Source organism: Polynucleobacter sp. AP-Titi-500A-B4 (genome assembly GCF_018688095.1).
In the GTDB taxonomy this organism is placed as follows: domain Bacteria; phylum Pseudomonadota; class Gammaproteobacteria; order Burkholderiales; family Burkholderiaceae; genus Polynucleobacter.
Map to the genome: position 1 here is coordinate 204,003 of NZ_CP061311.1, position 24,356 is coordinate 228,358.

The 24,356-nt window shown below is 46.5% G+C and carries 23 protein-coding genes and 1 pseudogene; 12 read left to right on the forward strand and 12 right to left on the reverse strand.

Features of this window, described 5'->3' with window-relative positions:
• Positions 1–278: 278 nt before the first annotated feature.
• Positions 279–575 carry a hypothetical protein gene (locus FD968_RS01100; RefSeq protein ID WP_251367590.1) on the forward strand — a complete coding sequence of 99 codons (297 nt, stop codon included), beginning with the start codon at positions 279–281 and terminating at the stop codon, positions 573–575.
• Between the two features lie 195 nt (positions 576–770).
• Here the strand turns inward: FD968_RS01100 and FD968_RS01105 are convergent, their stop codons facing one another.
• The 7 genes and pseudogenes from FD968_RS01105 to FD968_RS01130 form a co-directional block, all read right to left on the reverse strand.
• Positions 771–1,730: a carbohydrate kinase family protein gene (locus FD968_RS01105; RefSeq protein WP_215366865.1), complete on the reverse strand. Its 960-nt coding sequence runs from the start codon at positions 1,728–1,730 to the stop codon at positions 771–773.
• A gap of 50 nt (positions 1,731–1,780) precedes the next feature.
• Complete coding sequence (locus FD968_RS10530) at positions 1,781–2,299, reverse strand: DUF3426 domain-containing protein (RefSeq protein ID WP_251367661.1); 519 nt, start codon at positions 2,297–2,299, stop codon at positions 1,781–1,783.
• A 96-nt stretch (positions 2,300–2,395) separates the two neighbouring features.
• Positions 2,396–3,313 (reverse strand): annotated as a pseudogene (gene prmA, locus FD968_RS10535) (50S ribosomal protein L11 methyltransferase); the annotation flags it as partial.
• A gap of 26 nt (positions 3,314–3,339) precedes the next feature.
• Entirely contained in the window at positions 3,340–4,704 is a 1,365-nt protein-coding gene (gene accC / locus FD968_RS01115; protein ID WP_215366871.1) for an acetyl-CoA carboxylase biotin carboxylase subunit, read from the reverse strand.
• A 47-nt stretch (positions 4,705–4,751) separates the two neighbouring features.
• On the reverse strand, positions 4,752–5,219 hold the full coding sequence (gene accB / locus FD968_RS01120; RefSeq protein WP_215366874.1) for an acetyl-CoA carboxylase biotin carboxyl carrier protein: 468 nt from the start codon (positions 5,217–5,219) through the stop codon (positions 4,752–4,754).
• 36 nt (positions 5,220–5,255) lie between these two features.
• Positions 5,256–5,705, reverse strand: coding sequence for a type II 3-dehydroquinate dehydratase (aroQ, locus tag FD968_RS01125; protein WP_215366877.1), 450 nt, complete (start codon positions 5,703–5,705; stop codon positions 5,256–5,258).
• Between the two features lie 251 nt (positions 5,706–5,956).
• A complete protein-coding gene (locus FD968_RS01130; protein WP_215366880.1) occupies positions 5,957–6,484 on the reverse strand; it encodes a TlpA disulfide reductase family protein in 528 nt (175 codons plus the stop codon).
• Positions 6,485–6,510: 26 nt separating this feature from the next.
• On the opposite strand from FD968_RS01130, the gene mpl reads away from it, so the two are divergent.
• The 6 genes from mpl to mtgA are packed head-to-tail and all read left to right on the forward strand — an operon-like array spanning position 6,511 to position 13,299.
• Positions 6,511–7,908 carry a UDP-N-acetylmuramate:L-alanyl-gamma-D-glutamyl-meso-diaminopimelate ligase gene (gene mpl, locus FD968_RS01135; RefSeq protein ID WP_215366883.1) on the forward strand — a complete coding sequence of 466 codons (1,398 nt, stop codon included), beginning with the start codon at positions 6,511–6,513 and terminating at the stop codon, positions 7,906–7,908.
• Between the two features lie 53 nt (positions 7,909–7,961).
• Positions 7,962–8,696: a 3-oxoacyl-ACP reductase FabG gene (fabG, locus tag FD968_RS01140; RefSeq protein ID WP_215366886.1), complete on the forward strand. Its 735-nt coding sequence runs from the start codon at positions 7,962–7,964 to the stop codon at positions 8,694–8,696.
• A 2-nt stretch (positions 8,697–8,698) separates the two neighbouring features.
• Positions 8,699–10,711, forward strand: a complete 2,013-nt coding sequence (locus FD968_RS01145; RefSeq protein WP_215366889.1) for a ribonuclease catalytic domain-containing protein — start codon at positions 8,699–8,701, stop codon at positions 10,709–10,711.
• On the forward strand, positions 10,695–11,582 hold the full coding sequence (locus FD968_RS01150; RefSeq protein ID WP_215366892.1) for an energy transducer TonB: 888 nt from the start codon (positions 10,695–10,697) through the stop codon (positions 11,580–11,582). Before FD968_RS01145 ends, FD968_RS01150 begins: the two co-directional genes overlap by 17 nt.
• Before the next feature lie 42 nt (positions 11,583–11,624).
• A complete protein-coding gene (gene aroE / locus FD968_RS01155; protein WP_215367895.1) occupies positions 11,625–12,530 on the forward strand; it encodes a shikimate dehydrogenase in 906 nt (301 codons plus the stop codon).
• Between the two features lie 13 nt (positions 12,531–12,543).
• A complete protein-coding gene (mtgA, locus tag FD968_RS01160; RefSeq protein ID WP_215366895.1) occupies positions 12,544–13,299 on the forward strand; it encodes a monofunctional biosynthetic peptidoglycan transglycosylase in 756 nt (251 codons plus the stop codon).
• 25 nt (positions 13,300–13,324) lie between these two features.
• Here mtgA and pyrF read toward each other — a convergent pair whose 3' ends face one another.
• On the reverse strand, positions 13,325–14,164 hold the full coding sequence (pyrF, locus tag FD968_RS01165; RefSeq protein WP_215366897.1) for an orotidine-5'-phosphate decarboxylase: 840 nt from the start codon (positions 14,162–14,164) through the stop codon (positions 13,325–13,327).
• 73 nt (positions 14,165–14,237) lie between these two features.
• Here pyrF and corA point away from each other — a divergent pair, with 73 nt between their 5' ends.
• The gene (corA, locus tag FD968_RS01170; protein WP_215366899.1) at positions 14,238–15,203 is read left to right on the forward strand and encodes a magnesium/cobalt transporter CorA; all 966 of its coding nucleotides are present in this window, start codon (positions 14,238–14,240) and stop codon (positions 15,201–15,203) included.
• A gap of 1 nt (position 15,204) precedes the next feature.
• Here the strand turns inward: corA and FD968_RS01175 are convergent, their stop codons facing one another.
• The 3 genes from FD968_RS01175 to thiL are packed head-to-tail and all read right to left on the reverse strand — an operon-like array spanning position 15,205 to position 17,278.
• A complete protein-coding gene (locus FD968_RS01175) occupies positions 15,205–15,699 on the reverse strand; it encodes a CinA family protein (protein ID WP_215366901.1) in 495 nt (164 codons plus the stop codon).
• A gap of 2 nt (positions 15,700–15,701) precedes the next feature.
• Entirely contained in the window at positions 15,702–16,271 is a 570-nt protein-coding gene (locus FD968_RS01180; RefSeq protein ID WP_215366903.1) for a phosphatidylglycerophosphatase A, read from the reverse strand.
• Entirely contained in the window at positions 16,268–17,278 is a 1,011-nt protein-coding gene (gene thiL / locus FD968_RS01185) for a thiamine-phosphate kinase (RefSeq protein ID WP_215366905.1), read from the reverse strand. Before thiL ends, FD968_RS01180 begins: the two co-directional genes overlap by 4 nt.
• A gap of 94 nt (positions 17,279–17,372) precedes the next feature.
• Between thiL and FD968_RS01190 the strand changes: the two genes are divergently transcribed.
• Positions 17,373–19,694: an NADP-dependent malic enzyme gene (locus FD968_RS01190; RefSeq protein WP_215366907.1), complete on the forward strand. Its 2,322-nt coding sequence runs from the start codon at positions 17,373–17,375 to the stop codon at positions 19,692–19,694.
• Positions 19,695–19,822: 128 nt separating this feature from the next.
• Positions 19,823–20,443 (forward strand): barstar family protein, encoded by a 621-nt coding sequence (locus FD968_RS01195; protein ID WP_215366909.1) that lies wholly within the window; start codon positions 19,823–19,825, stop codon positions 20,441–20,443.
• 33 nt (positions 20,444–20,476) lie between these two features.
• Here the strand turns inward: FD968_RS01195 and FD968_RS01200 are convergent, their stop codons facing one another.
• Positions 20,477–21,238 (reverse strand): 16S rRNA (uracil(1498)-N(3))-methyltransferase, encoded by a 762-nt coding sequence (locus tag FD968_RS01200; protein WP_215366911.1) that lies wholly within the window; start codon positions 21,236–21,238, stop codon positions 20,477–20,479.
• Positions 21,239–21,282: 44 nt separating this feature from the next.
• Here FD968_RS01200 and tkt point away from each other — a divergent pair, with 44 nt between their 5' ends.
• Together tkt and gap are read left to right on the forward strand one after the other, a co-directional pair.
• On the forward strand, positions 21,283–23,283 hold the full coding sequence (tkt, locus tag FD968_RS01205; RefSeq protein WP_251367591.1) for a transketolase: 2,001 nt from the start codon (positions 21,283–21,285) through the stop codon (positions 23,281–23,283).
• 25 nt (positions 23,284–23,308) lie between these two features.
• Positions 23,309–24,337 carry a type I glyceraldehyde-3-phosphate dehydrogenase gene (gene gap / locus FD968_RS01210; RefSeq protein ID WP_215366913.1) on the forward strand — a complete coding sequence of 343 codons (1,029 nt, stop codon included), beginning with the start codon at positions 23,309–23,311 and terminating at the stop codon, positions 24,335–24,337.
• Positions 24,338–24,356 lie beyond the last annotated feature (19 nt).

A 24,356-nucleotide genomic window follows, 5' to 3' on the forward strand; every position in this document is an offset into this window, starting at 1 on the left:
TTTAAGAAGTCAGCAAAAACAGACTCAAATCCGAAAACCCTTGTTCAAGGGTGCCTGGGCTATTCTCTCTATTTTTTCCAGCACATTTAAGAAGCCGTTGTCCTTCGGGGCCACGGCTTTTTTTCCAGGATTCATTAGCGTGCAGCACTTAGCATCAAGCCGCGCGCCGATGAATGGCTCGCTCGTCAGCTCCAAAAGGTTGCAAAACCAGGCGGAATTAGATGGTCGGGTCTTCTTAATGTAGTTTGTACTAATCCTCACGTGAAGGAGTAACACACATGGCAACAAAGAAAAAACCTGCTGCAAAGAAACCAGCTGCTAAGAAAAAAGTAGCTGCTAAGAAACCAGCTGCTAAAAAAGTAGCTAAAAAGAAGCCTGCTGCTAAGAAAAAAGTAGCCGCTAAGAAGCCTGCTGCTAAGAAAGCTGCTAAGAAGCGTCCTGCTGCTAAGAAAAAAGCAGCCGCTAAGAAGCCAGCTGCTAAAAAAGCTGCAAAAAAGCGTCCAGCTAAAAAAGCTGCGGCTAAAAAGCCTGCTGCTAAAAAAGCTGCAAAAAAGCGCGTAGCAAAAAAAAAGTAAGTAAGCCTGCTGCGAAGAAAGCGGGCTCTGCTGTAAAAAAGCCCGCGGCTAAGAAAGCTGCACCAGCGACTAGTGCGTTGAATCCTGCCGCTGCTTGGCCCTTCCCAACTGGCACACGTCCTTAATCGGACGGGTGTTATCAGAAGGGGTCTCTCACGAGACCCCTTTTTTATTGCCTAGACTTTCTGGGAAGTTTCAGAAGCTAAAACCAAACGCTGCTTTAAATTGATCGGCAATCTGCGCTTTATTGAGTTGATGGTTTTGTGGTCCCTGGTGGGTGATTTTGATGGAGCCCATCAAGCTAGCCAGGCGACCAGTGGTTTCCCAGTCCATGCCATTCTCAAGACCAAATAGCAATCCACCGCGGAATGCGTCGCCACACCCAGTCGGGTCAACCACTTTTGCTGCTGGTACTGGTGGAATCGAGATGCATTTGCCATCCACGTAAATATCGGCACCCTCAGCGCCCTTAGTCACGATGAGCGCTTTGACTCGCTGGGCAACTTTGGCCAAGCTGAGGCCAGTTCTTTGAGAAAGCATTTCGCCTTCATAGTCATTGACCGCCAAATAGCTGGCGATATCGACTAATTCAAGGAGTTCAGGGCCATTAAACATTGGCAAGCCTTGGCCTGGATCAAAGATAAACGGAATGTTTGCTTCAGCCAGTTGATGACAGTGTTCCCACATGCCTTGGCGTCCGTCTGGGGCAACAATGCCAAACTTTGCTGCGCCTTTTGAGTTTTTGCTTCTTTCGGCAACCACAGCAGAAACTTGATTCAAGTGTGACTCACCCATGGCGCCAGGGTGAAATGCCGTGATTTGATTATTGGTTTGATCGGTGGTGATCATGGCTTGTGCAGTAAACGCATGATCAATTTGACGGATATGGCTAGCATCAATGTTCAGTTGCTTTAAGCGGTTCATGTATGGGGCGGCATCACCGCCAACCGTTGCCATGATGATGGGGTCGCCACCCAAAAGACTGAGGTTATAGGCAATATTGCCGGCACATCCACCAAATTCACGGCGCATCGTGGGAACTAAGAAGGCCACATTGAGGATATGAATCTGTTCCGGCAGAATTTGATCGGCAAATTTGCCTTCAAAGTTCATGATGGTGTCATAAGCGATAGAGCCGCAGATCAAACTAGCCATAAATTACTTTCTGTAGGTATGAGGTAGAGAAAAATTGAATCAAAGGATGTTTATTGAGGGTAAAGAATGCGCACTCGATATCCCGCAGCGTTTGGTGGCAGAGTAATCGGTAGTTCGGCTTGAATTATTTCTCCAGCAGGAGCGCCAAACTTAGAAAAATCGGGGTGAGATTCTTGCCAGGATTGTGGAAGCCATTCTTTTGGAGCTAATTCAATCGATTTCAACTCAGATTCTTCTGCATCGGTCAGAGAAATTTCTAAATTTGGTAACAAAATTGGAATTGCGAGTCGATTTTGTATTTCAACTTGCAATATCGATTGATTTGCGGGCTTTTTAAGGCCCTCGCGCGCGTTTTCAGGAGATAGTGTGGCTGAAGTTATTTTCCAGGCTGCAAAATCGCTCACAGGGCGATTAAAGCATCCTAGTGCGCTACATAATTTTTCATCGATGCGTTGCAAAAGCGAAAATGCAGCAACTGAAAATGAATTTGATGTTCCATCAATCCGTGGTGCTAATGCTGGTAACAAAGCATTTCTGGATAAATGCTCTCCAAAAACGAGGAGCAGCATAAAAAAGCAAGTTAAGAGAACGGGTTTAAGACTTTTTTTTTGAGCGGGTGCAGCAAACTCAGCGGATGAAGTGCTTTGCTTGTCATTCTCTAGGACGCCATGCAGGCAGACCCAGCCTTCACTTTCTTTCCAAACGGATAGCTTGAGCCATTGACTGTAGGTGGCAATCACTTCATCGGCTTGTCTTGCAAGCACTCCAGACAAAACAATTTGACTGCCCGGGCGCATTTTATTGACCAATGCTGGTGCAAGCACTTGCAGTGGATTGGCCAAAATATTAGCCATCACGATGTCGTATTTGCTTTCAGCAGCAAGTTCTAGTGCGCCTTCAGTTGGCAGAACAAAGCGAATGGTGGTGGTGTTGATTTCCGCATTGCTACGTGCTGCCATCATTGCTTGGGGATCAATGTCAGTTCCGACAACAGGATTACATCCCAGTTTTGCAGCAGCAATTGCCAAAATACCGGATCCACATCCGTAATCGAGCAGACTTTGGTTTTTTAAATCAGTATGTTCTTCAAGCCAAAGCAAGCAAAGGTGTGTTGTTGGATGACTGCCTGTACCAAATGCAAGACCCGGATCGACTGCTAGGCAAATTGCGTTAGGATCAGTTGGTGCCTCATGCCATGAGGGCACCACCCAAATTCGCTTACCAATTTGAATGGGTGCGAATTGACTTTGTGTCAGCCTCACCCAATCTTGTTCTTCAACCGTTTTTTCTTGCGGCGGCGCTAATTTAAAGCCTGCTTCTTTTAGGGACGCTAGTAGCTCAGGAATAAATTCTGCGCTATCTGAATCATCGATATCAGGATTAAACAGTGCTGTAACGGCAGATCGATCCCAGGCCTGAACTTCAGGAGAAAGACCAGGCTCGCCGTAAAGTGGGTTCTCATCGTAACCACCGGCAGAATCATCTTCTACAGTGACAGAGAGTGCGCCCAGCTCGAGCAAGGCATCGCCTAAAGGCTCTGCTGTTTCAGCAGCTACCGTGAATATCAGTTCACGATAAGACATGGGGCACTCGCATTAACTGGGGGTTATTAGGATTTACCGCGACTTGCAGCTTGCTCTTCTAAGCGATGCTCCAAGTAGTGAATGCTGGTGCCGCCTTCCATGAAGTTGGGATCAAGCATGAGTTCGCGGTGCAGAGGCACATTGGTAGTAATGCCATCGATCACCATCTCAGATAGGGCAATTTGCATGCGGCGGATCGCTTGTTCGCGAGTGTTGCCATATGAGATCAGCTTACCAATCATGGAATCGTAATTTGAGGGTACGACATAGCCACTATAGGCATGTGAGTCAACACGAATACCAGGGCCACCAGGCATGTGGAATGAGCCAATTTTCCCTGGACTTGGCGTGAACTTAAACGGATCTTCTGCGTTCAGGCGACATTCAATCGCATGGCCACGGAAAACAATATCTTTTTGGCGATAAGACAACTTGAGACCTGCTGCAATCCGAATTTGTTCCTGAACAATATCTACACCTGTGATCATTTCAGTAACGGGATGCTCAACTTGAACACGGGTATTCATCTCAATGAAGAAAAATTCGCCGTTTTCATAAAGAAATTCGAAGGTACCCGCCCCGCGATAGCCGATCTTTCTGCAAGCTTCAGCACAACGCTCACCAATCTTAGCAATCAAGCGACGATCAATGCCAGGGGCTGGCGCCTCTTCAATGACTTTTTGGTGGCGACGTTGCATAGAACAATCACGCTCGCCCAACCAAATGGCGTTGCCATGGGTATCGGCCAGAATCTGAATCTCAACGTGGCGAGGCTTTTCTAAAAACTTCTCCATATAGACTTCTGGATTACCAAAGGCTCGGCCCGCTTCCTCTCTTGTCATATTGACAGCATTGATGAGTGCAGCTTCGGTATGAACCACTCGCATGCCGCGTCCACCACCACCACCAGCTGCCTTAATAATGACTGGGTAGCCCACTTTTTTAGCGGTAGCAATAATTTCTTTTGGATTGTCCGGCAATGCGCCTTCAGACCCAGGAACGCAAGGTACCCCTGCCTTGATCATGGCGCGTTTGGCAGAAACTTTGTCACCCATTAAACGAATCGAGGCTGCAGTAGGGCCAATGAAAGCAAAACCAGATTTCTCTACACGCTCTGCAAAGTCAGCGTTCTCAGAGAGAAAACCATATCCAGGATGAATAGCTTCAGCATCAGTCACCTCAGCCGCAGAAATAATTGCTGGCATATTGAGATAGCTAAGCGGTGAAGGTGCTGGGCCAATACAGACGGCCTCATCAGCAAGCTTCACATACTTTGCCTCCTTATCTGCAGTGGAATAGACCACCACAGTTTTAATTCCCAACTCGCGGCATGCGCGTTGGATACGGAGAGCAATTTCTCCCCGATTGGCGATCAGAATCTTATCGAACATGTCGGCTCTGAGTTAGGTAAAAAGGATTGGAAGAAAAAACGAAGAAATTAGGCAATGACAAACAAGGGCTGATCAAACTCAACACCTTGACCGTTTTCACACAAAATTTCTTTGATGACGCCGGCTTGTTCTGATTCGATTTCATTGAGCAGTTTCATAGCCTCAATGATGCAAAGGGTTTGGCCAACTTTTACAGTGTCGCCTACGTTTACAAAATTTGGAGACTCTGGATTTGGCGCGCGGTAGAAAGTGCCAACCATTGGTGAGCGCGCAATAAAGCCGGTTTCTTCTGCAGGCGCTTCGGCAGCTGGTGCTGCAGTTGGGGCTGGGGTAGCGGCAGGAGTCGCATGCATCGCTTGCGCTGGAGCAGGATTTGTATAAACCATTTGACCTGCAGGAGCTGGAGAGCCGGCATTCACGATCCGAACACGATCTTCACCTTCATTTACCTCTAATTCAGAAATGCCTGATTCAGAAACGAGATCGATCAAAGTTTTGAGTTTTCTTAGATCCATATGAGTACGCCCTCTCTTGAAATTCTTTAAATATGCTTATTTTTGTAAACGGTCGATTGCTGCTTGAAGCGCTAATTCGTAGCCAATTGCGCCAAGGCCACAAATCACTCCAGTAGCAATATCAGATAGATAAGAGTGCTTGCGGAACTCTTCTCTTTGGTGAATATTGGATAAATGCACTTCAGTGAATGGAATGGCAACCCCGGCTAAAACATCGCGGAGCGCAACACTGGTATGGGTAAACGCGCCTGGATTGATGATGATGAAATCCACCTCATCCTGTTTTGCCTTTTGAATGCGGTCAATTAACTCGCCTTCGTGGTTGCTTTGATAGGCACTTAAGTCAACTGACTGGGCTTTTGCAAGGTCGCCCAGCTTTTGATGTATATCTTCTAGGGTAGTTTTTCCGTAAACCTCAGGTTCACGGGTGCCCAATAGATTGAGATTAGGGCCTTGAATGACGAGAATTGAAGCTTTTTTAGACATAGATCCCTGTTTTTAAAGGCAGTTAGGTGTCAATTGTTTAATTTGGCTTTTAGCCACCCATACACAACTTCATGCTTCACCTGCTATGGGTGGGAGTATACCTTCACAAGGGGTGAAAAGGTCCAAAATAGGGCTTGGTAAAACGAAATTTCATCATATTTAGGTGTAAATCAGGAAAATTATTGGCCTAAATGCTGAATTATTGAGCAGTCTTTTAATAGATATTATTGGTTAATTGCTGTCAAAGGTAATTATATAGCCCCGTTAATTGCCTTTCTGAGCTCTTCTTCGCTTATCTTTCCTAATTTCGTATAAATGGCTTTGCCCTTTTGATTGATGATGACCGTATAGGGTAGGGCGCCCTGGGTGTTGCCCATTTGCTTGGAGAGATTGCTGCCCTCTAATCCACCAATCACAATAGGATATGAAACGGGGGTCATTTCAAGAAATTGGCGTATGTTAGATGGTGAATCAATGCCGATGCCAACAATTAATACATTTTTAGAGGCATATTCCTGCGCAATTTTGTCTAAAGCAGGCATTTCTTCGACGCAAGGAGGGCACCAGGAGGCCCAAAAGTTCACAACTAGAACTTTTTGACGCCAATTTTCAGAATTTGCCGATTTTCCATCCGGTGTTTGCCAGGGGTTAGCAAAAAAAGCTTTGATGGAAGGATCGCTAGCTAAGCCCGTTTGAGAAATCCATTGCGAAGAAAAGACTCCAGCAAGGAGCGCCAAAAGACTAATTCCGCCAATCATGATCCACTGTCTTCGGTTCACTGCAACTCCTTCGCTAAAATTCGCTAATGCATATACATATCTTGGGCATTTGCGGTACTTTCATGGGCGGCATTGCCGCAATCGCTCGGCAAGCCGGACATCGTGTAACGGGTTGTGATGCCAACGTGTATCCACCAATGAGCACCCAGCTTGAAGCTCAGGGTATCGAGCTTATTGAAGGATTCTCACCAGACCAATTATTGCAGTTTGAGACCATGCCTGACTTATTTGTGATTGGCAATGTGGTTTCTCGCGGCAATCCTTTGATGGAGGCTATTCTGAATCAAGGCCTACCCTATATCTCTGGTCCTCAATGGCTGGGAGAGCAAGTTTTATACGGCCGACATGTATTAGCAGTCGCCGGTACGCATGGTAAGACAACCACTTCAGCCATGCTCACTTGGATTTTAGAATTTAATGGATACAAGCCAGGATATTTAATTGGCGGAGTGCCACTAAATTTCACGGTATCGGCCCGCTTGGGTGAGAGTCAATACTTTGTGATCGAGGCCGATGAATACGACACTGCTTTTTTTGATAAGCGCAGTAAGTTTGTTCACTACAGGCCACGTACTGCTTTATTAAATAATTTGGAATTTGATCACGCTGATATTTTTGCTGATCTTGCTGCGATCGAAACGCAATTTCACCATTTAGTACGTACTGTTCCTGGCGATGGCTTATTGGTAGTCAATGGCCAAGAGCCAGCGCTTGAGCGGGTTGTCACCCGTGGGGCCTGGGCTCCAGTGGAGCGCTTCGGACAGGATGCGAAGAACGAGTGGTCTTTAATATCACAAGAAAACGATAGTTTTATTGTGTGCAAGTCAGGTAAAGAAGTGGCGACTGTGAAATGGGCGCCTGATTCTGGTGTGATGGGTACTCATAACCAACTGAATGCTTTGGCCGCTATTGCATCTGCAAATCACATTGGTATTTCACCAGCAGATTCTGCGCGTGCTTTAGCTGAATTTAAAAATGTGAAACGCCGCTTAGAAACGATCGGCGTTGCGAACGACATTACGGTATACGACGACTTTGCCCATCATCCAACTGCGATTACAACGACGGTTGATGGCTTGCGTCGCCGAGTTGGCAAGGCTCGCATCTTGGCGGTACTGGAGCCTCGCTCAAATACGATGAAACTAGGGGTAATGAAGGCACAACTTCCGGATAGTCTGCAGCAGGCTGACAAGGTCTTTGCTTACGGCGCCAACAGCGGTAAGGAATCTTTAGGTTGGGATTTGACTGAAGTCTTAGCTCCACTCAATACAAAAGCAATTGGGAAAGCCCATGCCTTTGATGACTTAGGTGCATTAGTCAGCGCCGTTGCCAAAGAGGCTAAACCAGGCGATCACATTTTGGTGATGAGTAACGGTGGCTTTGGCGGTGTGCATCAAAAAATACTTAATGCAGTATCTGTTTGATGCGGCCTAATGTGCATCAATGCAACTGAATGAATTAACACTGAAAGCAAAACATGGGTAATCGATTAAAAGACAAAGTAGCAATCGTTACTGGAGCGGCAAAAGGAATAGGTTTTGCAACCGCACAGCGCTTTGCAGACGAGGGGGCAAAGGTTATTGTTGCCGATATCAATCTTGAGGCGGTCAAGGGTGCTGCAGCCCAAATTTCGAATGCTGAAGCGTATGTAATGAATGTGACAGATCGCGCTAGCATCCAAGCAGTTGTAGATCAGGTGATGCAGAAGCATGGTCGTATTGATATCTTGATTAATAACGCTGGCATCACGCAAGATGCGCGCTTGATCAAGATGACCGAGGCGCAATTTGATACCGTAATTGATGTCAACCTCAAAGGCGTATTCAACTGCACACAATTGGTAGTGCCGCATATGCTTGAAGCGGGTTCTGGCGCAATTGTGAATGCCTCTAGCGTGGTGGGTTTATATGGGAATTTTGGACAAACCAATTATTCAGCGACCAAGTTCGGCGTGATTGGTTTTACTAAGACCTGGGCGCGAGAACTCGGCCCCAAAGGCATTCGGGTCAATGCGGTGTGCCCTGGTTTTATCGCGACTGAGATGGTCAAAGCGATGCCAGAAAATATTCTCCAAGACATTGAGCGTCGCAGTTGGTTAGGTCGCTTAGGCACCCCAGAAGAAATGGCTAATGTGTATTTATTTTTGGCTAGCGATGAAGCAAGCTACGTCAATGGAGTTGCATTAGAAGCTAGCGGCGGGATTTCCCTCTAAGCATGAATCTTTTATATGAAGAGGGTGGCGATATCAAAATCGCTACCGTACAGTCTGCAACAGGATCGGGTGATACCGAATCCTGGCAGGCAACCAGCTTGTCTGGCAAGAAGATAAAACTCAAAGCGAAAGAAGTTTGGTTGCGTTTTGAAAAGCCTGAAGCAAAGGCTGTGATGGATGAGGCGCTGGTTTTATCCAAAGACATTGACTTGCAATTACTCTGGGATTGCGCCCCCGAAGAAGAGTTTGGTTTGATAGATGTTTCGCTTGAGTATTTTGGCGCTCAGGCAACCATTCCCCAGCAAGCGGCATTAGCTATTGCTTTGCAAGGCGCCCCAGTATTTTTTCGTCGCAAAGGAAGAGGGCGTTTTCAAAGAGCTCCACTTGAGCAGTTACAGGCAGGCTTAGCTGCGCTCGAGCGTAAGCAAAAAGAATTAGAGCAACAGTCAGTCTGGCAACAGGCATTAGTCGCAGGCACATTCCCAGAGACCCTGAAATCATCTGCTCAGCAATTACTGTTTTCCCCAGACAAAAATACTTCTGCCTATAAGGCCCTCATAGCCGCATGCACAGAAACAGGTGAATCCCCGGCGCAGTTGATGATTCGTTGTGCTGCAATTGAATCTCCATTGGCCTATCACCAGGGAATGTTCTTGAAAGCCCATTTTCCAAATGGAGCCGCCCATAACCCCAATATCGGTGTTGATCAAGCTGCATATGCTGCAGCAATTGCTGAGCTACCCTTGGCGCAGGTGCAGGCATTCTCGATTGATGATGCTGGAACGACGGAGATTGATGATGCACTCTCCGTCACTGAACTTGCAGGGAGTGGGCATCGTATTGGTATTCATATTGCGGCCCCGGGTTTAGCAATTACTAAAGATGACCCCTTGGACCAAGTGGCACGCAATCGGATGTCTACCGTTTATTTTCCAGGCGACAAAATTACGATGTTGCCCGATTCGGTAATTGAGCAATTTTCCTTAGATGAGGGTGCTCCTAGACCTGCACTATCGATCTATGTGGATGTTGACGCAGATGGGGTTGTGAACCGAGATACCTTACAAATGCGGGCAGAGATGGTGCCGATGACCGCCAATCTTCGTCTAGAGGATATTGAGCATTTAGTGAGCGATGAAAGTCTAGTAGATGAGGGTGCTAGCTACCCTTATCGAAAAGAGCTAGCCATATTGTGGCGAGCAGCAAAGCGCTTACATGCAGGGCGCCAAGAGAAACGAATTGCGAATGGTCTACGTGCTGAGCAGTTAGGTATGATTGATCCTAATGCTTTAGCAAGAGATTTTCATTTTCAGATTCAAGAAGCAGATGGAGTGCAGCGCGTAGACATTATTCCGCGTCAGCGTGGCTCTATTCTCGATACGATCGTAGCTGAATGGATGATCTTTTGTAATAGCGCCTCCGGCCAATTGTTGGCCGATCATGGATTGCCAGGGTTATTTAGAACTCAGAAGGGTTGGGGACCACTACGTACTCGTATGCAGACTACCCCTGGACCGCATGAGGGCCTGGGTTTGGATTACTACGCTTGGTGTACTTCTCCTTTGCGTCGTTACTCAGATCTGGTCAATCAATGGCAGTTAATCGCATTAGCGAATCATGGCGTGACAGCAAAAATGGTGGCGCCATTCCCACCGCGAGATGCAACCTTAATGGGAATTGCGGCGGATTTTGAATCTTGCTATCAAACGTATGGTGAGTTTCAGGATCGCTTAGAAAAGTATTGGTGCTTGCGCTGGATTGTGCAAGATGGAGATGCAAAGAATGTTTATGTCCGCCATTTAAAAGAGGGCATGTCCAGAGTAGAGCTTGTACCGCTTCACTTGCCTATTCCTGAGTTGGCAAGTCATCCGCGGATGACGCGGGCAGAAGTTGTTGTTGACGATATAGATCTTTTGCAATTAAGCGCGGCCGTGAGAGTTCTCGAGATTGAAGCCAAGGCAGAGCCAGAGACTAAAGCCGCTGAAGAGGCTGAAGAAGATGCTAGCCCAGATTAAGTCTGTACAGCTTCCTCGTTCGGAAAAATTCAACCGAGCATTGCTCTATCTTCAAGATGCTTGGCGTCGCCATCCTTTTCGATTGGCCCTGTGTGTCTCACTCATCATCCACGCACTCTTCTTGTCTTTTCGTTGGGGTATTGGTGAAATTCAGAATCGTCGCCTCAATACGCCATTGAGTGTGGTGTTGGTAAATGCCAGCAACAAGACGCCTCCTAAGCAAGCAAATAAATTGGCCCAAGCCGATTTGCAGGGCGGCGGTAAGTCTGAAAATCAAGATGCCACCGCTTTGCATCGAGCAAGACTGGGTACCGACGCACGTCTTGAGGTATTAGAAAAACAACAAAAACAAATGTTAGCCAAGTTAGATGAGCAACGCGCTAAATCTGGTGGTCGTAAAAGTGGCGATGAGCAAAAGATTACCCCGCAACTGAATTCTTTAGAGGCAGAGCTTGCTAAGCGTTTACAGGCAGATGGTCGCGAGCCTCGTCGTAAGGTGCTCACCGGGGCCAATACTAAGTCGGTTACCTTCGCGCACTATTTCGATGCTATGCGTCAAAAAATTGAGGCTTACGGCAGTACCTTTTTCCCGCGTGCTAATGGTAGGCCGCTATATGGCAGCTTAGTCATTGTGGTGAGTGTTGATTCTCAAGGCCGTATTACGAATAATGCTCAGGGTAAAGATGGGGTGTCTATAGGGCGTAGCTCTGGCAACCCTGAATTGGATCGACAAGCCTTAGCGATTGTTCGTGCCTCCGCCCCATTTGGCCCATTCCCTTCAGAAATGCGTAATCAAATTGATGTACTTGATTGGATCTCTACCTTTGATTTCACCCGAGATGGCAATGATCATCTAGAGTTGAGACATTAATGCGACATCCATTCTGACAATTTCGCTTATTCTGTATCCATGATGAGCTCGAATACATCCGCTGATTTGCATACTGACCCTAGCCTCTACTCGGGATTAGATGTCTATGCAGTTGCTGGCAATCCTATTGCTCACAGTAAGTCGCCCAATATTCATCAGCGCTTTGCAGAGCAATCTAAACAAGCCATCCACTATGGTCGATTACAGCCTGACTTGGATGGTTTTGTGAAGGCGGCCAAGATATTCTTTTCTGCTGGTGGAAAAGGTATGAATGTGACCGTACCATTCAAGTTGGATGCACAAGCATTTGCCGATGAACTAACGATGCGTGCGCAGTTGGCTGGCGCAGTCAATACTTTGTGGGTCCGAGATGGAAAAATCTATGGTGACAATACTGATGGCGCTGGCTTAGTAAGAGATTTATTGGCCCAAGGTATTGCTATTCATGAGTCACGTATTTTGCTCTTGGGTGCTGGTGGGGCTGCTCGCGGGGTGATCGGGCCCTTACTAGAGCAATCACCAAAATGCTTGGTAATAGCCAATCGCACAAGCACCAAAGCAGATGAGTTAGTGAAGCTCTTTGCAAATTTAGCTGCTGCTAAAGAGGTTGCTTTGGAATCGCGCACTTTATCTGATTTAGAGAATTCTGAAAAATCACCTTATCCATTTGATTTGGTGATTAATGCAACTGCTGCCGGCCTATCAGACGCATCCCCATTGAGCGCTGCTGCTGTAGTCAATGTTTTTACTCCAAGCTCATTTGCCTACGACATGGTCTACGGTAAAACGACTGCTTTTATGCAGCAAGCTTTGCAGCGTGGCGCTCGCATTAGTGATGGTCTTGGTATGCTGGTTGAGCAAGCCGCAGATGCATTCTTGTTGTGGCGTGGAACTGATCTCGCTAAGCAGATTGATCCGCGATCAGTCTTAGCCACATTACGCAGTTAATTCAGTCTCACTCATGCGCTGGATCGCTTATTTAGTCAAATGTCTCTTGGCTGGCTTTGTGGCTATGCAGGTGTACTTTGCTGTCCAAATTGGCTTGTGGATTAGTTTCGATCCTGGTAGCACAGCCTTTCAGCGGGCTGAGCGCTGGCGTTTATGTTCTTGGTATTGGTCTTGTCCGGTTTATTCCAAATGGACTCCTTATGACAAGATTTCAAATAATTTGAAGCGTGCCGTTTTAGTCAGCGAAGACGATATCTTTTTTCAGCACAAAGGAGTTCGTGTTGAAGACATGCAAAAAGCTTGGGAAAAAAATCAGCAAAAATCACAGTCTGGCGGTAAAGCTAAAACGGCTCTTCGTGGGGGTTCCACTATTACACAACAGCTCGCTAAAAATTTATTCTTATCTTCTGAGCAAAATTATTTCCGCAAAGGGCAAGAGCTGATCATTACCGGGCTTTTAGAGCTAACGCTTTCCAAGCAAAGATTATTTGAGATTTATCTCAATTCGGTAGAGTGGGGTGAGGGGATCTTCGGGATTGGCGCCGCCTCTGCCCACTACTACGCCACTTCGCCAGCTGCGCTAGACCTAGATCAGTCCGCGGCTTTGGCTTCGGCACTTCCAGCGCCGAAGTGTTTCGATAAGGAGCAGCATTGCCGTAGAGGAAGCATTAACTATGCTGCTCGCCAAGAATTTATTCTAGAAAATATGGGGCGCGTAGCTTTGGCGCCTATTCCAGCGCCAAAGAGTACAAACAAAAACGCTAATTAGTTACAGTTGCTTTAAGTAACTGCGCTTAGGTGGCGGCTCTTAAAGCGTCGCGTGTCGTTTGCGCAACTTGTCTTGCAGCCTGTGCAAAATCATTTCCTGAGCTGGCATACAAAATCGCTCTTGAAGAATTAATAATCATGCCAGCTCCAGGTTTTCCAGGAATGCTGCCAGCTTTAACAGTGGCTTCAATATCGCCACCTTGAGCTCCAATGCCAGGGATCAGTAAAGGCATGTCACCAACAATCGCTCTGACTTTGGCAATTTCTTCTGGGAATGTCGCACCGACTACTAGTCCGATTTGGCCAGAGCTATTCCATTTCGTGGCTGCCAAATTGGCGACATGTAAATACAAAGGCTCACCATTGGGTGCAACATTGAGGAACTGTAAATCGGAGCCACCCGGATTAGAGGTACGACATAAAACGATGACGCCTTTGCCAGTATGTTTGAGGTAGGGTTCGATCGTGTCAAAACCCATATAAGGGTTCACAGTGATGGCATCAGCGCCATAGCGCTCAAAAGCCTCGAGAGCATAGTGGTCAGCTGTACTGCCAATATCCCCACGCTTGGAATCCAGGATTACGGGAATATGCGGGTACTGATCCTTAATGTGGCGTATCAACTTTTCCAGTTGGCTTTCTGCCCTTTGTGAGGCGAAGTAAGCAAACTGGGGTTTGAAGGCGCATACCAAATCTGCAGTGGCATCAGCTATCTCACGGCAGAACTCAAAGATCCCCTCGGGCTTCCCTTGTAGGGCTGGGGGCAAGCGCTTGGGGTCTGGGTCAAAACCAACACACAGCATGCTGCCTTGGGAAGCCCATGCAGACTGGAGTTGCTGGGTAAAGGTATTTGAGCGAGAGTTCATTGGATTTGGCTTATTTTAGTGAAACTGTCATGTTCTATAGGATAAACTAGCGCACATTCCTTAGGAGTTCACCATGATCAACTTGTTCGTCCTGCAAAATGGCCGCCTCTCTCAAGAGCAAGTAGAAGATCGCAATGAATTATTGCAATACGCCAATCCTATCTGGATTGACGTTGTTGATCCAGAGGAAGAAGAGCTCATTTGGATTAAAGAGGCTTTTGGCGTTCTTTTGCCTGAGTTGGATGACTTGGGTGACTTAGAAGCTTCTGCCCGTTATTTTGAGGCCGATGATGGCCATCTCCATATCCGCACCGATTTCTTATTGGATGAAGAAGAAACTTCTCGCAACGTGCGAGTAGCGTTTGTACTTACCAAGCAAGTATTATTTTCGATTCATGACGAAGATTTGCCGGTATTCCGCTTGGTGCGTTTACGTGCGCGCCTGCGCCCAGGCTCAGTAAGCAATGCAAAAGATGTATTGCTCGATTTGTATTCTACCGATGCTGAGTACTCTGCCGATGCTTTGGAAGAGGTTTATGAAAACCTAGAACAAGCTGGTAAGCGCGTGTTGCAAGACGACATTAATGATGCCGACGCAGAGCAAGTGCTCGAAACAATTGCAAAAGAAGAAGATACCAACGGACGTATTCGTCGTAATGTGATGGATACCCGCAGAGCCTTATCTTTCTTGATGCGTAGCAAGTTGTTATCTGATGAGCAGCAAGAAGAAGCGCGGCAAATTTTGCGAGATATTGATTCTCTTGAGAACCATACAGCGTTCTTATTCGATAAGATTAACTTCTTAATGGATGCGACAGTCGGTTTCATTAACTTGAATCAATCCAAGATCATCAAGATCTTCTCGGTGGTATCAGTTGCCTTAATGCCGCCAACTTTGCTCGCTAGTGTTTGGGGTATGAACTATAAACATATGCCTGAATTGGATGCGACTTGGGGTTATCCAATGGCAATCGGCGCAATGATTATTTCTGCCATCATTCCTCTGTTTTATTTCTATCACAAAGGTTGGATGAAGTAATTTAATTCTTGAGTAGCTTCGCCAATTCGTTCAGTACGTAATGGCAAGCTTGCTCGCGGATCGCTTGACGATCTCCGTCAAAGTGCATTGTTTTTGTCAGCACCCTTTTTTCACCGGCATCGCTTTGAATGGCCCAGCCAAAACAGACTGTCCCAACCGGTTTATCTACTGAGCCACCACTTGGGCCTGCAATACCTGTAATGGAGATGGCAGTATTCGCCCCTGAATTCACTTGCGCGCCTTCAGCCATGGCTTTGGCGACTTGCTCGCTGACAGCCCCAAAAGATTCAATGAGTTCCGATGGCACCCCTAGAGATTCTTCTTTGGCTTCATTGCTATAGGTGATGTAACCCCGCTCAAACCACTCACTTGAGCCCGCTAATTCTGTAAGGTTTGCGCAAACTAGGCCCCCAGTGCAGGATTCAGCGGCGGCCATCTTCCAGTTTTTAGATAGCAAAATTTCAGCTAAGGTTTTGACGGTATCCAGTGCAGGCATATTTAGATCCAACCCATTTGAGCACTAATGACTTGGATGACAGCCATCATTAAGAGCGTAAAGAAAGCTGCCGCAAGATCATCCACCATGATGCCAAATCCGCGCCACAATATTTGCATTAAGTTTGATGGCGCATCAGATTTTTCTGAATTTTTAAAGTGACGATCAATCATGCCAATCGGCCCTGGTTTAGCAGCATCAAAAAATCGGAAGAAGGCAAATGCAAGAACTTGCATCCAAATGCTGGTAGGTGTGATGAAGATCAGCACTAGCCAGAATGCCACTATTTCATCCCAAACAATACCGCCAAAATCTTTCTTACCCAATTCTTCGCTGACATGACCACATATCCAGCATCCCAACACAATGCTAGTGCTGATAATCCACAGAAAATCTTCTGTGCTTAGGAAATACTCTCCAATTAAGAATGCAGCCCAGGCCCAGAGAGTCCCTGCAGTCCCAGGTGCTACAGGGCTGAGGCCGCTACCGAAACCAAAGGCTAGGGTGCGACTAGCAGACTGAAATATCCATTTCAAACTCGGTTGTGCTGGCGATGGATAGCTAGTCGTCATTTTGCAAAGTGATCAAAAGATTTGAGGAGTGCAGCTGTGTTGGTGCTATCCATGAATTTGCCATCTTCACCCACTAGATGAATCTGCACTTCATTATTTTTCATTGGCTTGATGCGACCAATGCGAGTGAGAGGAAGTTGGAGTGCTTTACTGATATTTAGAATAGCATCACGATTTGTGCTGGGCGCGGTAAAACAAAGTTCGTAGTCATCGCCGCCACTCGCAGCAAATTGATGTTGAATTGCTTTGCTTTGTTTTAGCAAAGTTGCTGATTTGGGAAGTTGTTCCAAAATTATTTCAGCATCAACCTGTGATTGACGCAGGATATGCATAAGGTCACCAAGTAAGCCATCCGATATATCTAGGGCCGAACTAGCAATTTCTCTGAGCTGTATTCCAAGTTCAACTCTTGGGGAGGGTTGGTGCATGCGGTGTTCAATAGATTTCAAGTCTTGGTCTGGAAGGTTGATTTCTTGACGCAGTGCAGCAAGAGCCAGTCTTGCATCGCCAAGGGTTCCTGACACCCAAACATCATCATCCATTTTTGCCCCTGATCTACGAATGGCTTTCCCAGTTGGAATACTGCCAATGGCGGTGATCGACAAGGTCAAGGGTCCTGCAGTGGTGTCACCACCTATGAGTGGGCAAGCAAAAGGATTGGCGAGGGCAAATAGCCCCCTAGAAAAGGCTTCTAGCCATTTGGTATCGACTGCTGGCAGGGAGATAGCTAAAGTAAATCCCAGCGGTTTTGCGCCCATAGCCGCTAAGTCGGAAAGGTTGACCGCTAGGGCTTTGCGGCCCAATTGCTCGGCATCAGCTCCGGCAAAAAAATGCCTACCCTCAACCAACATATCACTCGTAATAGCAATTTCTTCGCCGAGGATTGGCTTGATGAGTGCGCAGTCGTCACCAATACCCAAACTCAGAGAAGGGTTCGAAGCAGTTCCCGTTTTGAAAAAACGTTCAATGAGATCGAATTCGCCCATTGGGCCAGATGAAGAAGACATGCCCCATTTTATGGCTCTTGGGGCTGCAATGCGAGAGAGGAATAGAATTAAAGCCTGAATACGTAAAAGTCAAAACGAGTTAGCGAGTTAGTGGATGAGTAAAGAAAATAGCAAAGAGCAACAAATTGCCGCTTTAAGAGAAGCTGCCCTGCAGTATCACGAGTTTCCAGTTCCTGGAAAAATCGAGATTGCACCTACCAAGCAATTAACTAACCAGCGCGATTTAGCGCTCGCTTACACACCGGGTGTTGCCGCTCCCTGCGAAGAGATCGTTAAAGATCCAGCGAATGCTTTCAAATACACGGCCCGCGGAAACTTAGTTGGTGTGATTACGAACGGTACCGCCGTTTTAGGTTTAGGAAATATTGGGCCGCTCGCAAGTAAGCCAGTGATGGAAGGCAAAGCGGTCCTATTTAAGAAATTTGCCGGCATTGATGTTTTCGATATTGAAGTGAATGAAAACGATCCTGAAAAATTAGTAGAAATCATTGCAGCACTTGAGCCAACTTTTGGTGGTATCAATTTAGAAGATATCAAAGCGCCAGATTGCTTTGTGGTGGAGCGTAAGTTACAAGCGCGTATGAAGATTCCCGTCTTTCATGATGATCAGCACGGTACTGCGATTGTGGTTGCAGCCGCGATCCTCAATGGCTTGAAGGTTGTGGGTAAGGATGTGGGTAATGTGAAGTTGGTTACCTCTGGTGCAGGCGCCGCGGCTTTAGCTTGCTTAGACCTCTTGGTTGATTTAGGTATTCCGCGTAAAAATATTTGGGTAACCGATCTTGCAGGTGTTGCCTATAAAGGTCGTAAAGAATTGATGGATCCTGAGAAGGAGCCTTTCTGCCAAGAAACTGAGTTGCGCACGCTGGATGAAGTGATTGCTGGCGCTGATATTTTCTTAGGTCTTTCAGCGGGCGGTGTTTTGAAGCAAGACATGGTGAAGAAGATGGCGGACAAGCCTTTGATCTATGCCTTGGCAAATCCAACCCCAGAAATCTTGCCGGAGGAAGTGAAAGCCGTTCGTCCTGATGCAGTGATGGCGACTGGCCGTACTGACTATCCAAATCAAGTAAACAACGTATTGTGCTTCCCATTTATTTTCCGTGGCGCTTTAGACGTTGGTGCAACCACCATCACTCGCGGCATGGAAGTAGCAGCTGTGAAAGCCGTTGCAGAGCTGGCTCGAGCCGAACAGAGTGAGGTTGTGGCATCGGTCTACGGTATTGAGAACCTTTCCTTTGGCCCAGAGTATTTGATTCCGAAACCATTTGACCCACGTTTAATTACCGTTATTGCTCCTGCGGTTGCTAAAGCGGCGATGGATGATGGTGTAGCTTTACGCCCAATCAAAGACTTTGATGCGTATCGCAATCAGTTGCAACAATTTGTGTACCACTCTGGTACTTTGATGAAGCCTCTCTTCAGTATTGCGAAGAGAGTTCCTGCAAATCAAAAACGGATTGTCTTTGCTGAGGGTGAAGATGAGCGCGTATTGCGCGCAGTCCAAATCATTCTCGATGAGCACTTGGCAACGCCAATCCTAATCGGTCGCCCAGCGGTTATCGAGCATCGTATTGAGAAGTTTGGCCTGCGGATGAAGGCGGGCGATGACTTTGAAATCGTCAATCCAGAGAATGATTCGCGCTTCCGTGATTTCTGGCAAACCTACCTTGCACTCACTGAGCGCAAAGGGGTTACCCAATCATTTGCTAAGTTAGAGGTACGTCGCCGCAATAGTTTGATCGGTAGTTTGTTGATCCAGAAAGGAATGGCAGACGGCATGATTTGCGGAACCATTGGAAATTCTGCGACGCATTTGAAATATGTTGATGAAGTCATCGGCCATGAGTCTGGGGCAAATGTCTATGGTGCAATGTCTGGATTAATACTGCCGGGTCGCCAAGTTTTCTTAGTCGACACCCACATTAATCTCGATCCAAGCGCATGTGAATTGGCTGAGTTGACTTTAATGGCCGCTAGTGAAATGCGTAAGTTAGGACTGGTTCCAAAAGTTGCGCTTTTATCGCACTCAAACTTTGGCTCAAGCAATGCACCTTCCGCAGTGAAGATGCGAGAAGTGTTGGCTTTGCTCCAAAAGGCAGATTCAACTTTAGAAGTGGATGGTGAGATGCATGGCGATAGCGCATTGGACGAAACCATTCGTGCTGGCACAGTGACCTCATCGCCATTAAAGGGCGATGCTAACTTGTTGGTTCTGCCAAATATTGATGCCGCAAACATTTCTTACAACTTGTTAAAAACGGCTGCGGGCAATGGCATCGCTATTGGACCTCTGTTGCTAGGTGTCGCTAAGCCGATTCATATTTTGACTCCAGCGGCTACCGTTCGTCGCATTGTGAATTTGACTACTTTGGCTGTAGTTGAGGCCGCAAGCAACGCCAGAGGCATCTCTTAAGGCTCTTTAATTTATGTAAGTTAGCAATGACTTACATAAATTAATCCTATATAAATCAATAACTTATATAAAAAGCCCTGTATTTGGGCTTGATTTGATGGCGTGTTAAGGGTAACCTAGCACCCATCATGAATAATCGCTCTGAAAACAGCAATACAGCCAGCTTCGAAGAACATAGCCGCGCTGAAAGTTGGGACAGCAATGATCGCCTTGAAACCGAATCGTCCGCTGCCAATATTTATGCCCAGGGCGGCTTATCTCGTTTACAAACCTATGCAGCAAATCAAGTTTCGGGGAAAAAAGTGACAGCTTCTTGGCGTGCCGCTTTGGCCGTTCGTGATGCCGGACCGCCGGCTATGTTGCGCAGTGTGCGCACTAATATCGTGCAATCTATTCGCGCTTTCCGTACACCAGATTTACAGGAAGCAGCTACAGAACTCGGTCAGCATTTCATCTATGCCAATTGCACCAATGCAATGACTAAAGGCGAGGTTCTCGAGGCAATTGCTATCGCTTACTCCTTTACTAAGCAGCAAGCAAAAAACTTTGATCCCTTGTTAGATGCTTTGACTACAACTACTGATAAAGCGGGTCAACAGCCTGGATTTGTAGTCGTGCTCGAAGGTTTACCTTGTACGCAAAAATTTGACAAAGAAGCACGCGAAACTTTATTGGATGTTTTCCGTGATGCTGTTGATTATTGGGCTGAGCGTCGAACACCGTATCGCGTGTTCTACTCTTTTGCTTAATCGCAATACGCTTTGAAGTTCCTTAAATCGCCTCTACTTGAGGCGATTTTGCATTTCAGGGTTCCACACGCTGTGAACCGCTGTAATAGCGACCACGCCGGCTGTTTCAGTGCGTAGCACCCGTTCCCCTAGGGAAACTATTTGATAGCCTACAGCCTCTGCTTGCGCTTCTTCTTCCGGCGAATGACCGCCCTCAGGACCAATCATTAAGACAATATCTTGTGGTTCGCTTTCCATCAAAACGGCATACATGCTTTTCGTGGCATCTGGACTTAGCAGTAATTTCAGTGCTGGTTTTGGGTTGGCTTTTAGATAGGCTTCAAAAGTTTGAATTGGCTCTAGTTCTGCCAATACTGTTCTGTCACATTGTTCGCAGGCAGCTTGAATAATCCCTTGCCAATGAATCTGTCGCTTTTGGGCGCGATCCTGATCACTTGAGCGTGTGAGTTTCAGAATCGAGCGTTCGCACTGTAGTGGCGCAATGTTTTGCGCACCGGTTTCTACTGCCTTTTCCACAATCCAATCCATTTTGTCGCCACCAGCCAAACCTTGGGCCAAAGTGATGGCATACGGCGTTTCTCGGTGGATATCGGTGTGGATCTCGCTAAGCTGGGCGGAACCACTTTTTCCGCTCAAAGAAAGAAGTTCTGCCTTGGCAATTTGCCCTTTCCCATCAAATACGGAAAATGACTCCCCAGGCTGAATACGGCGAACACGGAGATGGTGAGCGACCTCAGGGCTGAGAGTAGTGGGCTTTTGGGATTCCCATGGTCCGGGAAGATAAAATTGAGGCATTACTGAAATATAGCCAATTTATTTTCCTCGAGACCACTTTTACGATGTCAAACCTTCAAATTCGCATGGCCAATGCCATTCGCGCCTTATCCATGGATGCAGTTCAGCAGGCAAATTCAGGTCACCCTGGTATGCCAATGGGTATGGCAGATATTGCTGTTGGATTATGGAATGAACATTTAAAGCACAATCCAACCGATCCACATTGGATTGATCGTGATCGTTTTGTTTTATCTAATGGCCACGGCTCGATGTTGCTGTATTCACTCTTACATCTTTCTGGATACGACTTACCGATTGAAGAGTTAAAAAATTTCCGTCAATTGCACAGCAAAACTCCGGGGCATCCTGAGTACGGAATTACTCCAGGTGTAGAAACGACTACAGGTCCACTCGGTCAAGGAATTTCCAATGCAGTAGGCATGGCGCTTGCTGAAAAATTACTGGCTGAAGAATTTAATCGTCCTGGCCTGAATATCATTGATCATTACACCTATGTCTTTTTAGGTGATGGATGCTTGATGGAAGGTATCAGTCATGAAGTTTGCTCATTGGCTGGTACATTAAAACTCAATAAGTTGATTGCCCTATGGGATGACAATGGTATTTCGATTGATGGCAAGGTAGTTTCTTGGTTTAACGAGGATACTCCGAAGCGTTTTGAGGCTTATGGTTGGAACGTGATTCGGGATGTGAATGGTCACGATGCCGAAGCTGTTTCTAAGGCGATTGCCAAGGCTAAAAAGAGCGACAAACCAACTCTGATCTGCTGCAAGACGGCGATTGGTCAAGGTTCGCCAAATATGGCTGGCAGCGATAAAGTGCATGGTTCACCATTGGGCGCAGCTGAGATTGCGGCAACTCGCGTTGCATTGAATTGGCCGTATGCTCCGTTTGAAATTCCGAAAGATATTTATGCTGCTTGGGATTTTAAAAAGCGTGGACAAGCTGCTGAGCATGAGTGGAATAAAGAATTTCAGAAATACAAAAATAAATTTCCAGAACTTGCTTCTGAATTGCAGCGTCGCATGCAAGGTGAATTATCAAAAGATTTTTCATCGACACTCAATGCGTATTTAAAAACTTGTCAATCCAAAGCAGAAACCATTGCCACTCGTAAGGCAAGTCAAAATGCAATTGAAGCTTTGGCTCCAGTCTTGCCAGAATTTATGGGTGGCTCTGCGGATTTAACAGGTTCTAATTTAACCAATTGGTCAGCATGCAAAGCGGTGCGCGGTGACCAGTGGGGTAACCATATTAACTATGGTGTGCGTGAGTTTGGTATGAGCGCCATCATGAACGGTATTGCCTTGCATGGTGGATATATTCCATTTGGCGGTACTTTCTTAACCTTCTCTGATTACAGCCGTAATGCAATCCGTATGGCTGCATTGATGAAGCTGCGCAGTATTTTTGTCTTCACTCATGACTCTATTGGCCTCGGTGAAGATGGCCCTACCCATCAATCTGTAGAACATGTAGCCAGCTTGCGCCTCATCCCAAATCTCATGGTTTGGCGTCCTTGTGACACAACCGAGAGCGCTGTAGCTTGGGGCGCGGCGGTTGAGCGTAAGAATGGTCCAAGCGCCCTGATCTTTAGCCGTCAAAATTGCCCGTTTGTTTCACGTAATAGTCAGCAGATTAAAGATATTGCACGTGGCGGTTATGTATTACGTGATCCTCAGTCTGGAAAGATTGATGCGGTCATTATTGCTACTGGTTCTGAAATTGCGCTGGCATTGCAAACTGCGGAGCGTTTAGAAAAAGAGAGTGCAGGAAAAATTGGTATGCGCGTTGTTTCAATGCCATCGACCACGGTATTTGATCAGCAAGATGCTGCCTATAAAACCAAAGTATTGCCCACCAATATTCCACGCATTGCTGTTGAAGCAGGCGTAAGTGATTTCTGGTGGAAGTATGGGTGCGCAGCAGTGCATGGCGTAGATACTTTTGGTGAGTCTGCGCCTGCAGGACAGTTATATGAGTATTTTGGCCTAACAGTCGATCAAATTGCGAAGACTGTTCAGCAATGCATCTCGAAATAAATTCAATATTAGTAAGGGGAAATACATGACAATTCGTGTCGCAATTAATGGTTATGGACGTATTGGCCGCATGGTATTACGCGCCTTGTACGAAGATCAAGTTAACGGTAAGCCGCGCCGTGATATCAAGATTGTTGCAATCAATGCAATGGGTGATATTGCGATTAATGCTCATCTGACTCAATATGATTCTGCCCATGGCCGCTTCCCTGCTGATGTTTCAGTTGATGGCGATTGCATGGTCGTGAATGGTGATCGCATCAAGATGTTCTGTACACGCAACCCAGCAGAAACTCCATGGGGAGAGTTGGGTGTTGATTTAGTTTTAGAGTGCACTGGTAAGTTCACCTCTAAAGAAAAGGCCATGATTCATATTCAGCAGGGCGCGAAGAAAGTTTTAATTTCCGCTCCTGGTGAAAAAGATGTAGATGCCACCATTGTCTATGGCGTTAATCAAAATGTATTAAAGCCAAGCGACGTGGTTGTTTCTAACGCGAGCTGTACAACGAACTGTTTGGCGCCACTGGTAAAGCCATTGCTTGAAAAAATTGGCATTGAGTCTGGCTTGATGACAACCATTCACGCATTTACAAATGATCAGGTTTTGACTGATGTGTATCACAAGGATATGCGTCGTGCACGTTCTGCTGTTACCAGCATGATCCCAACCAAGACTGGTGCAGCAAAAGCAGTTGGTTTGGTTTTGCCAGCATTGGCAGGTCGATTTGATGGTTTTGCAATGCGTGTGCCAGTAATCAATGTTTCAGTGGTTGACTTAACATTTGCAGCAAGTCGTGCAACGAGTGTGGATGAAGTGAATGCGATTCTGAAGACTGCTAGCGAAGGTGAACTCAAAGGCATCTTGGGCTTTAATACTTTGCCTTTGGTGTCTATCGACTTTAACCACGACCCGCGCCCAAGTATTTATGACGCTTCGCAGACTCGAGTTTCAGCGGATGGCAAATTGGTCAAAGTATTGGCTTGGTATGACAATGAATGGGGTTATTCTGTTCAAATGCTCAACGCAGCTGAGGCATTAATGGCGGTAAGGTAATTAAAAGTCATTAAATGTA

Coding starts and splice junctions, on each gene's coding strand:
- fabG (WP_215366886.1), top strand. CDS start 7,962: ATGGGTAATCGATTAAAAGACAAAGTAGCAATCGTTACTGGAGCGGCA.
- pyrF (WP_215366897.1), bottom strand. CDS start 14,164: ATGAACTCTCGCTCAAATACCTTTACCCAGCAACTCCAGTCTGCATGG.
- FD968_RS01105 (WP_215366865.1), bottom strand. CDS start 1,730: ATGGCTAGTTTGATCTGCGGCTCTATCGCTTATGACACCATCATGAAC.
- FD968_RS01145 (WP_215366889.1), top strand. CDS start 8,699: ATGAATCTTTTATATGAAGAGGGTGGCGATATCAAAATCGCTACCGTA.
- aroQ (WP_215366877.1), bottom strand. CDS start 5,705: ATGTCTAAAAAAGCTTCAATTCTCGTCATTCAAGGCCCTAATCTCAAT.
- accB (WP_215366874.1), bottom strand. CDS start 5,219: ATGGATCTAAGAAAACTCAAAACTTTGATCGATCTCGTTTCTGAATCA.
- tkt (WP_251367591.1), top strand. CDS start 21,283: ATGTCAAACCTTCAAATTCGCATGGCCAATGCCATTCGCGCCTTATCC.
- corA (WP_215366899.1), top strand. CDS start 14,238: ATGATCAACTTGTTCGTCCTGCAAAATGGCCGCCTCTCTCAAGAGCAA.
- thiL (WP_215366905.1), bottom strand. CDS start 17,278: ATGTCTTCTTCATCTGGCCCAATGGGCGAATTCGATCTCATTGAACGT.
- FD968_RS01150 (WP_215366892.1), top strand. CDS start 10,695: ATGCTAGCCCAGATTAAGTCTGTACAGCTTCCTCGTTCGGAAAAATTC.
- FD968_RS01190 (WP_215366907.1), top strand. CDS start 17,373: ATGAGTAAAGAAAATAGCAAAGAGCAACAAATTGCCGCTTTAAGAGAA.
- mpl (WP_215366883.1), top strand. CDS start 6,511: ATGCATATACATATCTTGGGCATTTGCGGTACTTTCATGGGCGGCATT.
- gap (WP_215366913.1), top strand. CDS start 23,309: ATGACAATTCGTGTCGCAATTAATGGTTATGGACGTATTGGCCGCATG.
- FD968_RS01100 (WP_251367590.1), top strand. CDS start 279: ATGGCAACAAAGAAAAAACCTGCTGCAAAGAAACCAGCTGCTAAGAAA.
- mtgA (WP_215366895.1), top strand. CDS start 12,544: ATGCGCTGGATCGCTTATTTAGTCAAATGTCTCTTGGCTGGCTTTGTG.
- accC (WP_215366871.1), bottom strand. CDS start 4,704: ATGTTCGATAAGATTCTGATCGCCAATCGGGGAGAAATTGCTCTCCGT.
- aroE (WP_215367895.1), top strand. CDS start 11,625: ATGAGCTCGAATACATCCGCTGATTTGCATACTGACCCTAGCCTCTAC.
- FD968_RS01175 (WP_215366901.1), bottom strand. CDS start 15,699: ATGCCTGCACTGGATACCGTCAAAACCTTAGCTGAAATTTTGCTATCT.
- FD968_RS01195 (WP_215366909.1), top strand. CDS start 19,823: ATGAATAATCGCTCTGAAAACAGCAATACAGCCAGCTTCGAAGAACAT.
- FD968_RS01180 (WP_215366903.1), bottom strand. CDS start 16,271: ATGACGACTAGCTATCCATCGCCAGCACAACCGAGTTTGAAATGGATA.
- FD968_RS10530 (WP_251367661.1), bottom strand. CDS start 2,299: ATGCTGCTCCTCGTTTTTGGAGAGCATTTATCCAGAAATGCTTTGTTA.
- FD968_RS01200 (WP_215366911.1), bottom strand. CDS start 21,238: ATGCCTCAATTTTATCTTCCCGGACCATGGGAATCCCAAAAGCCCACT.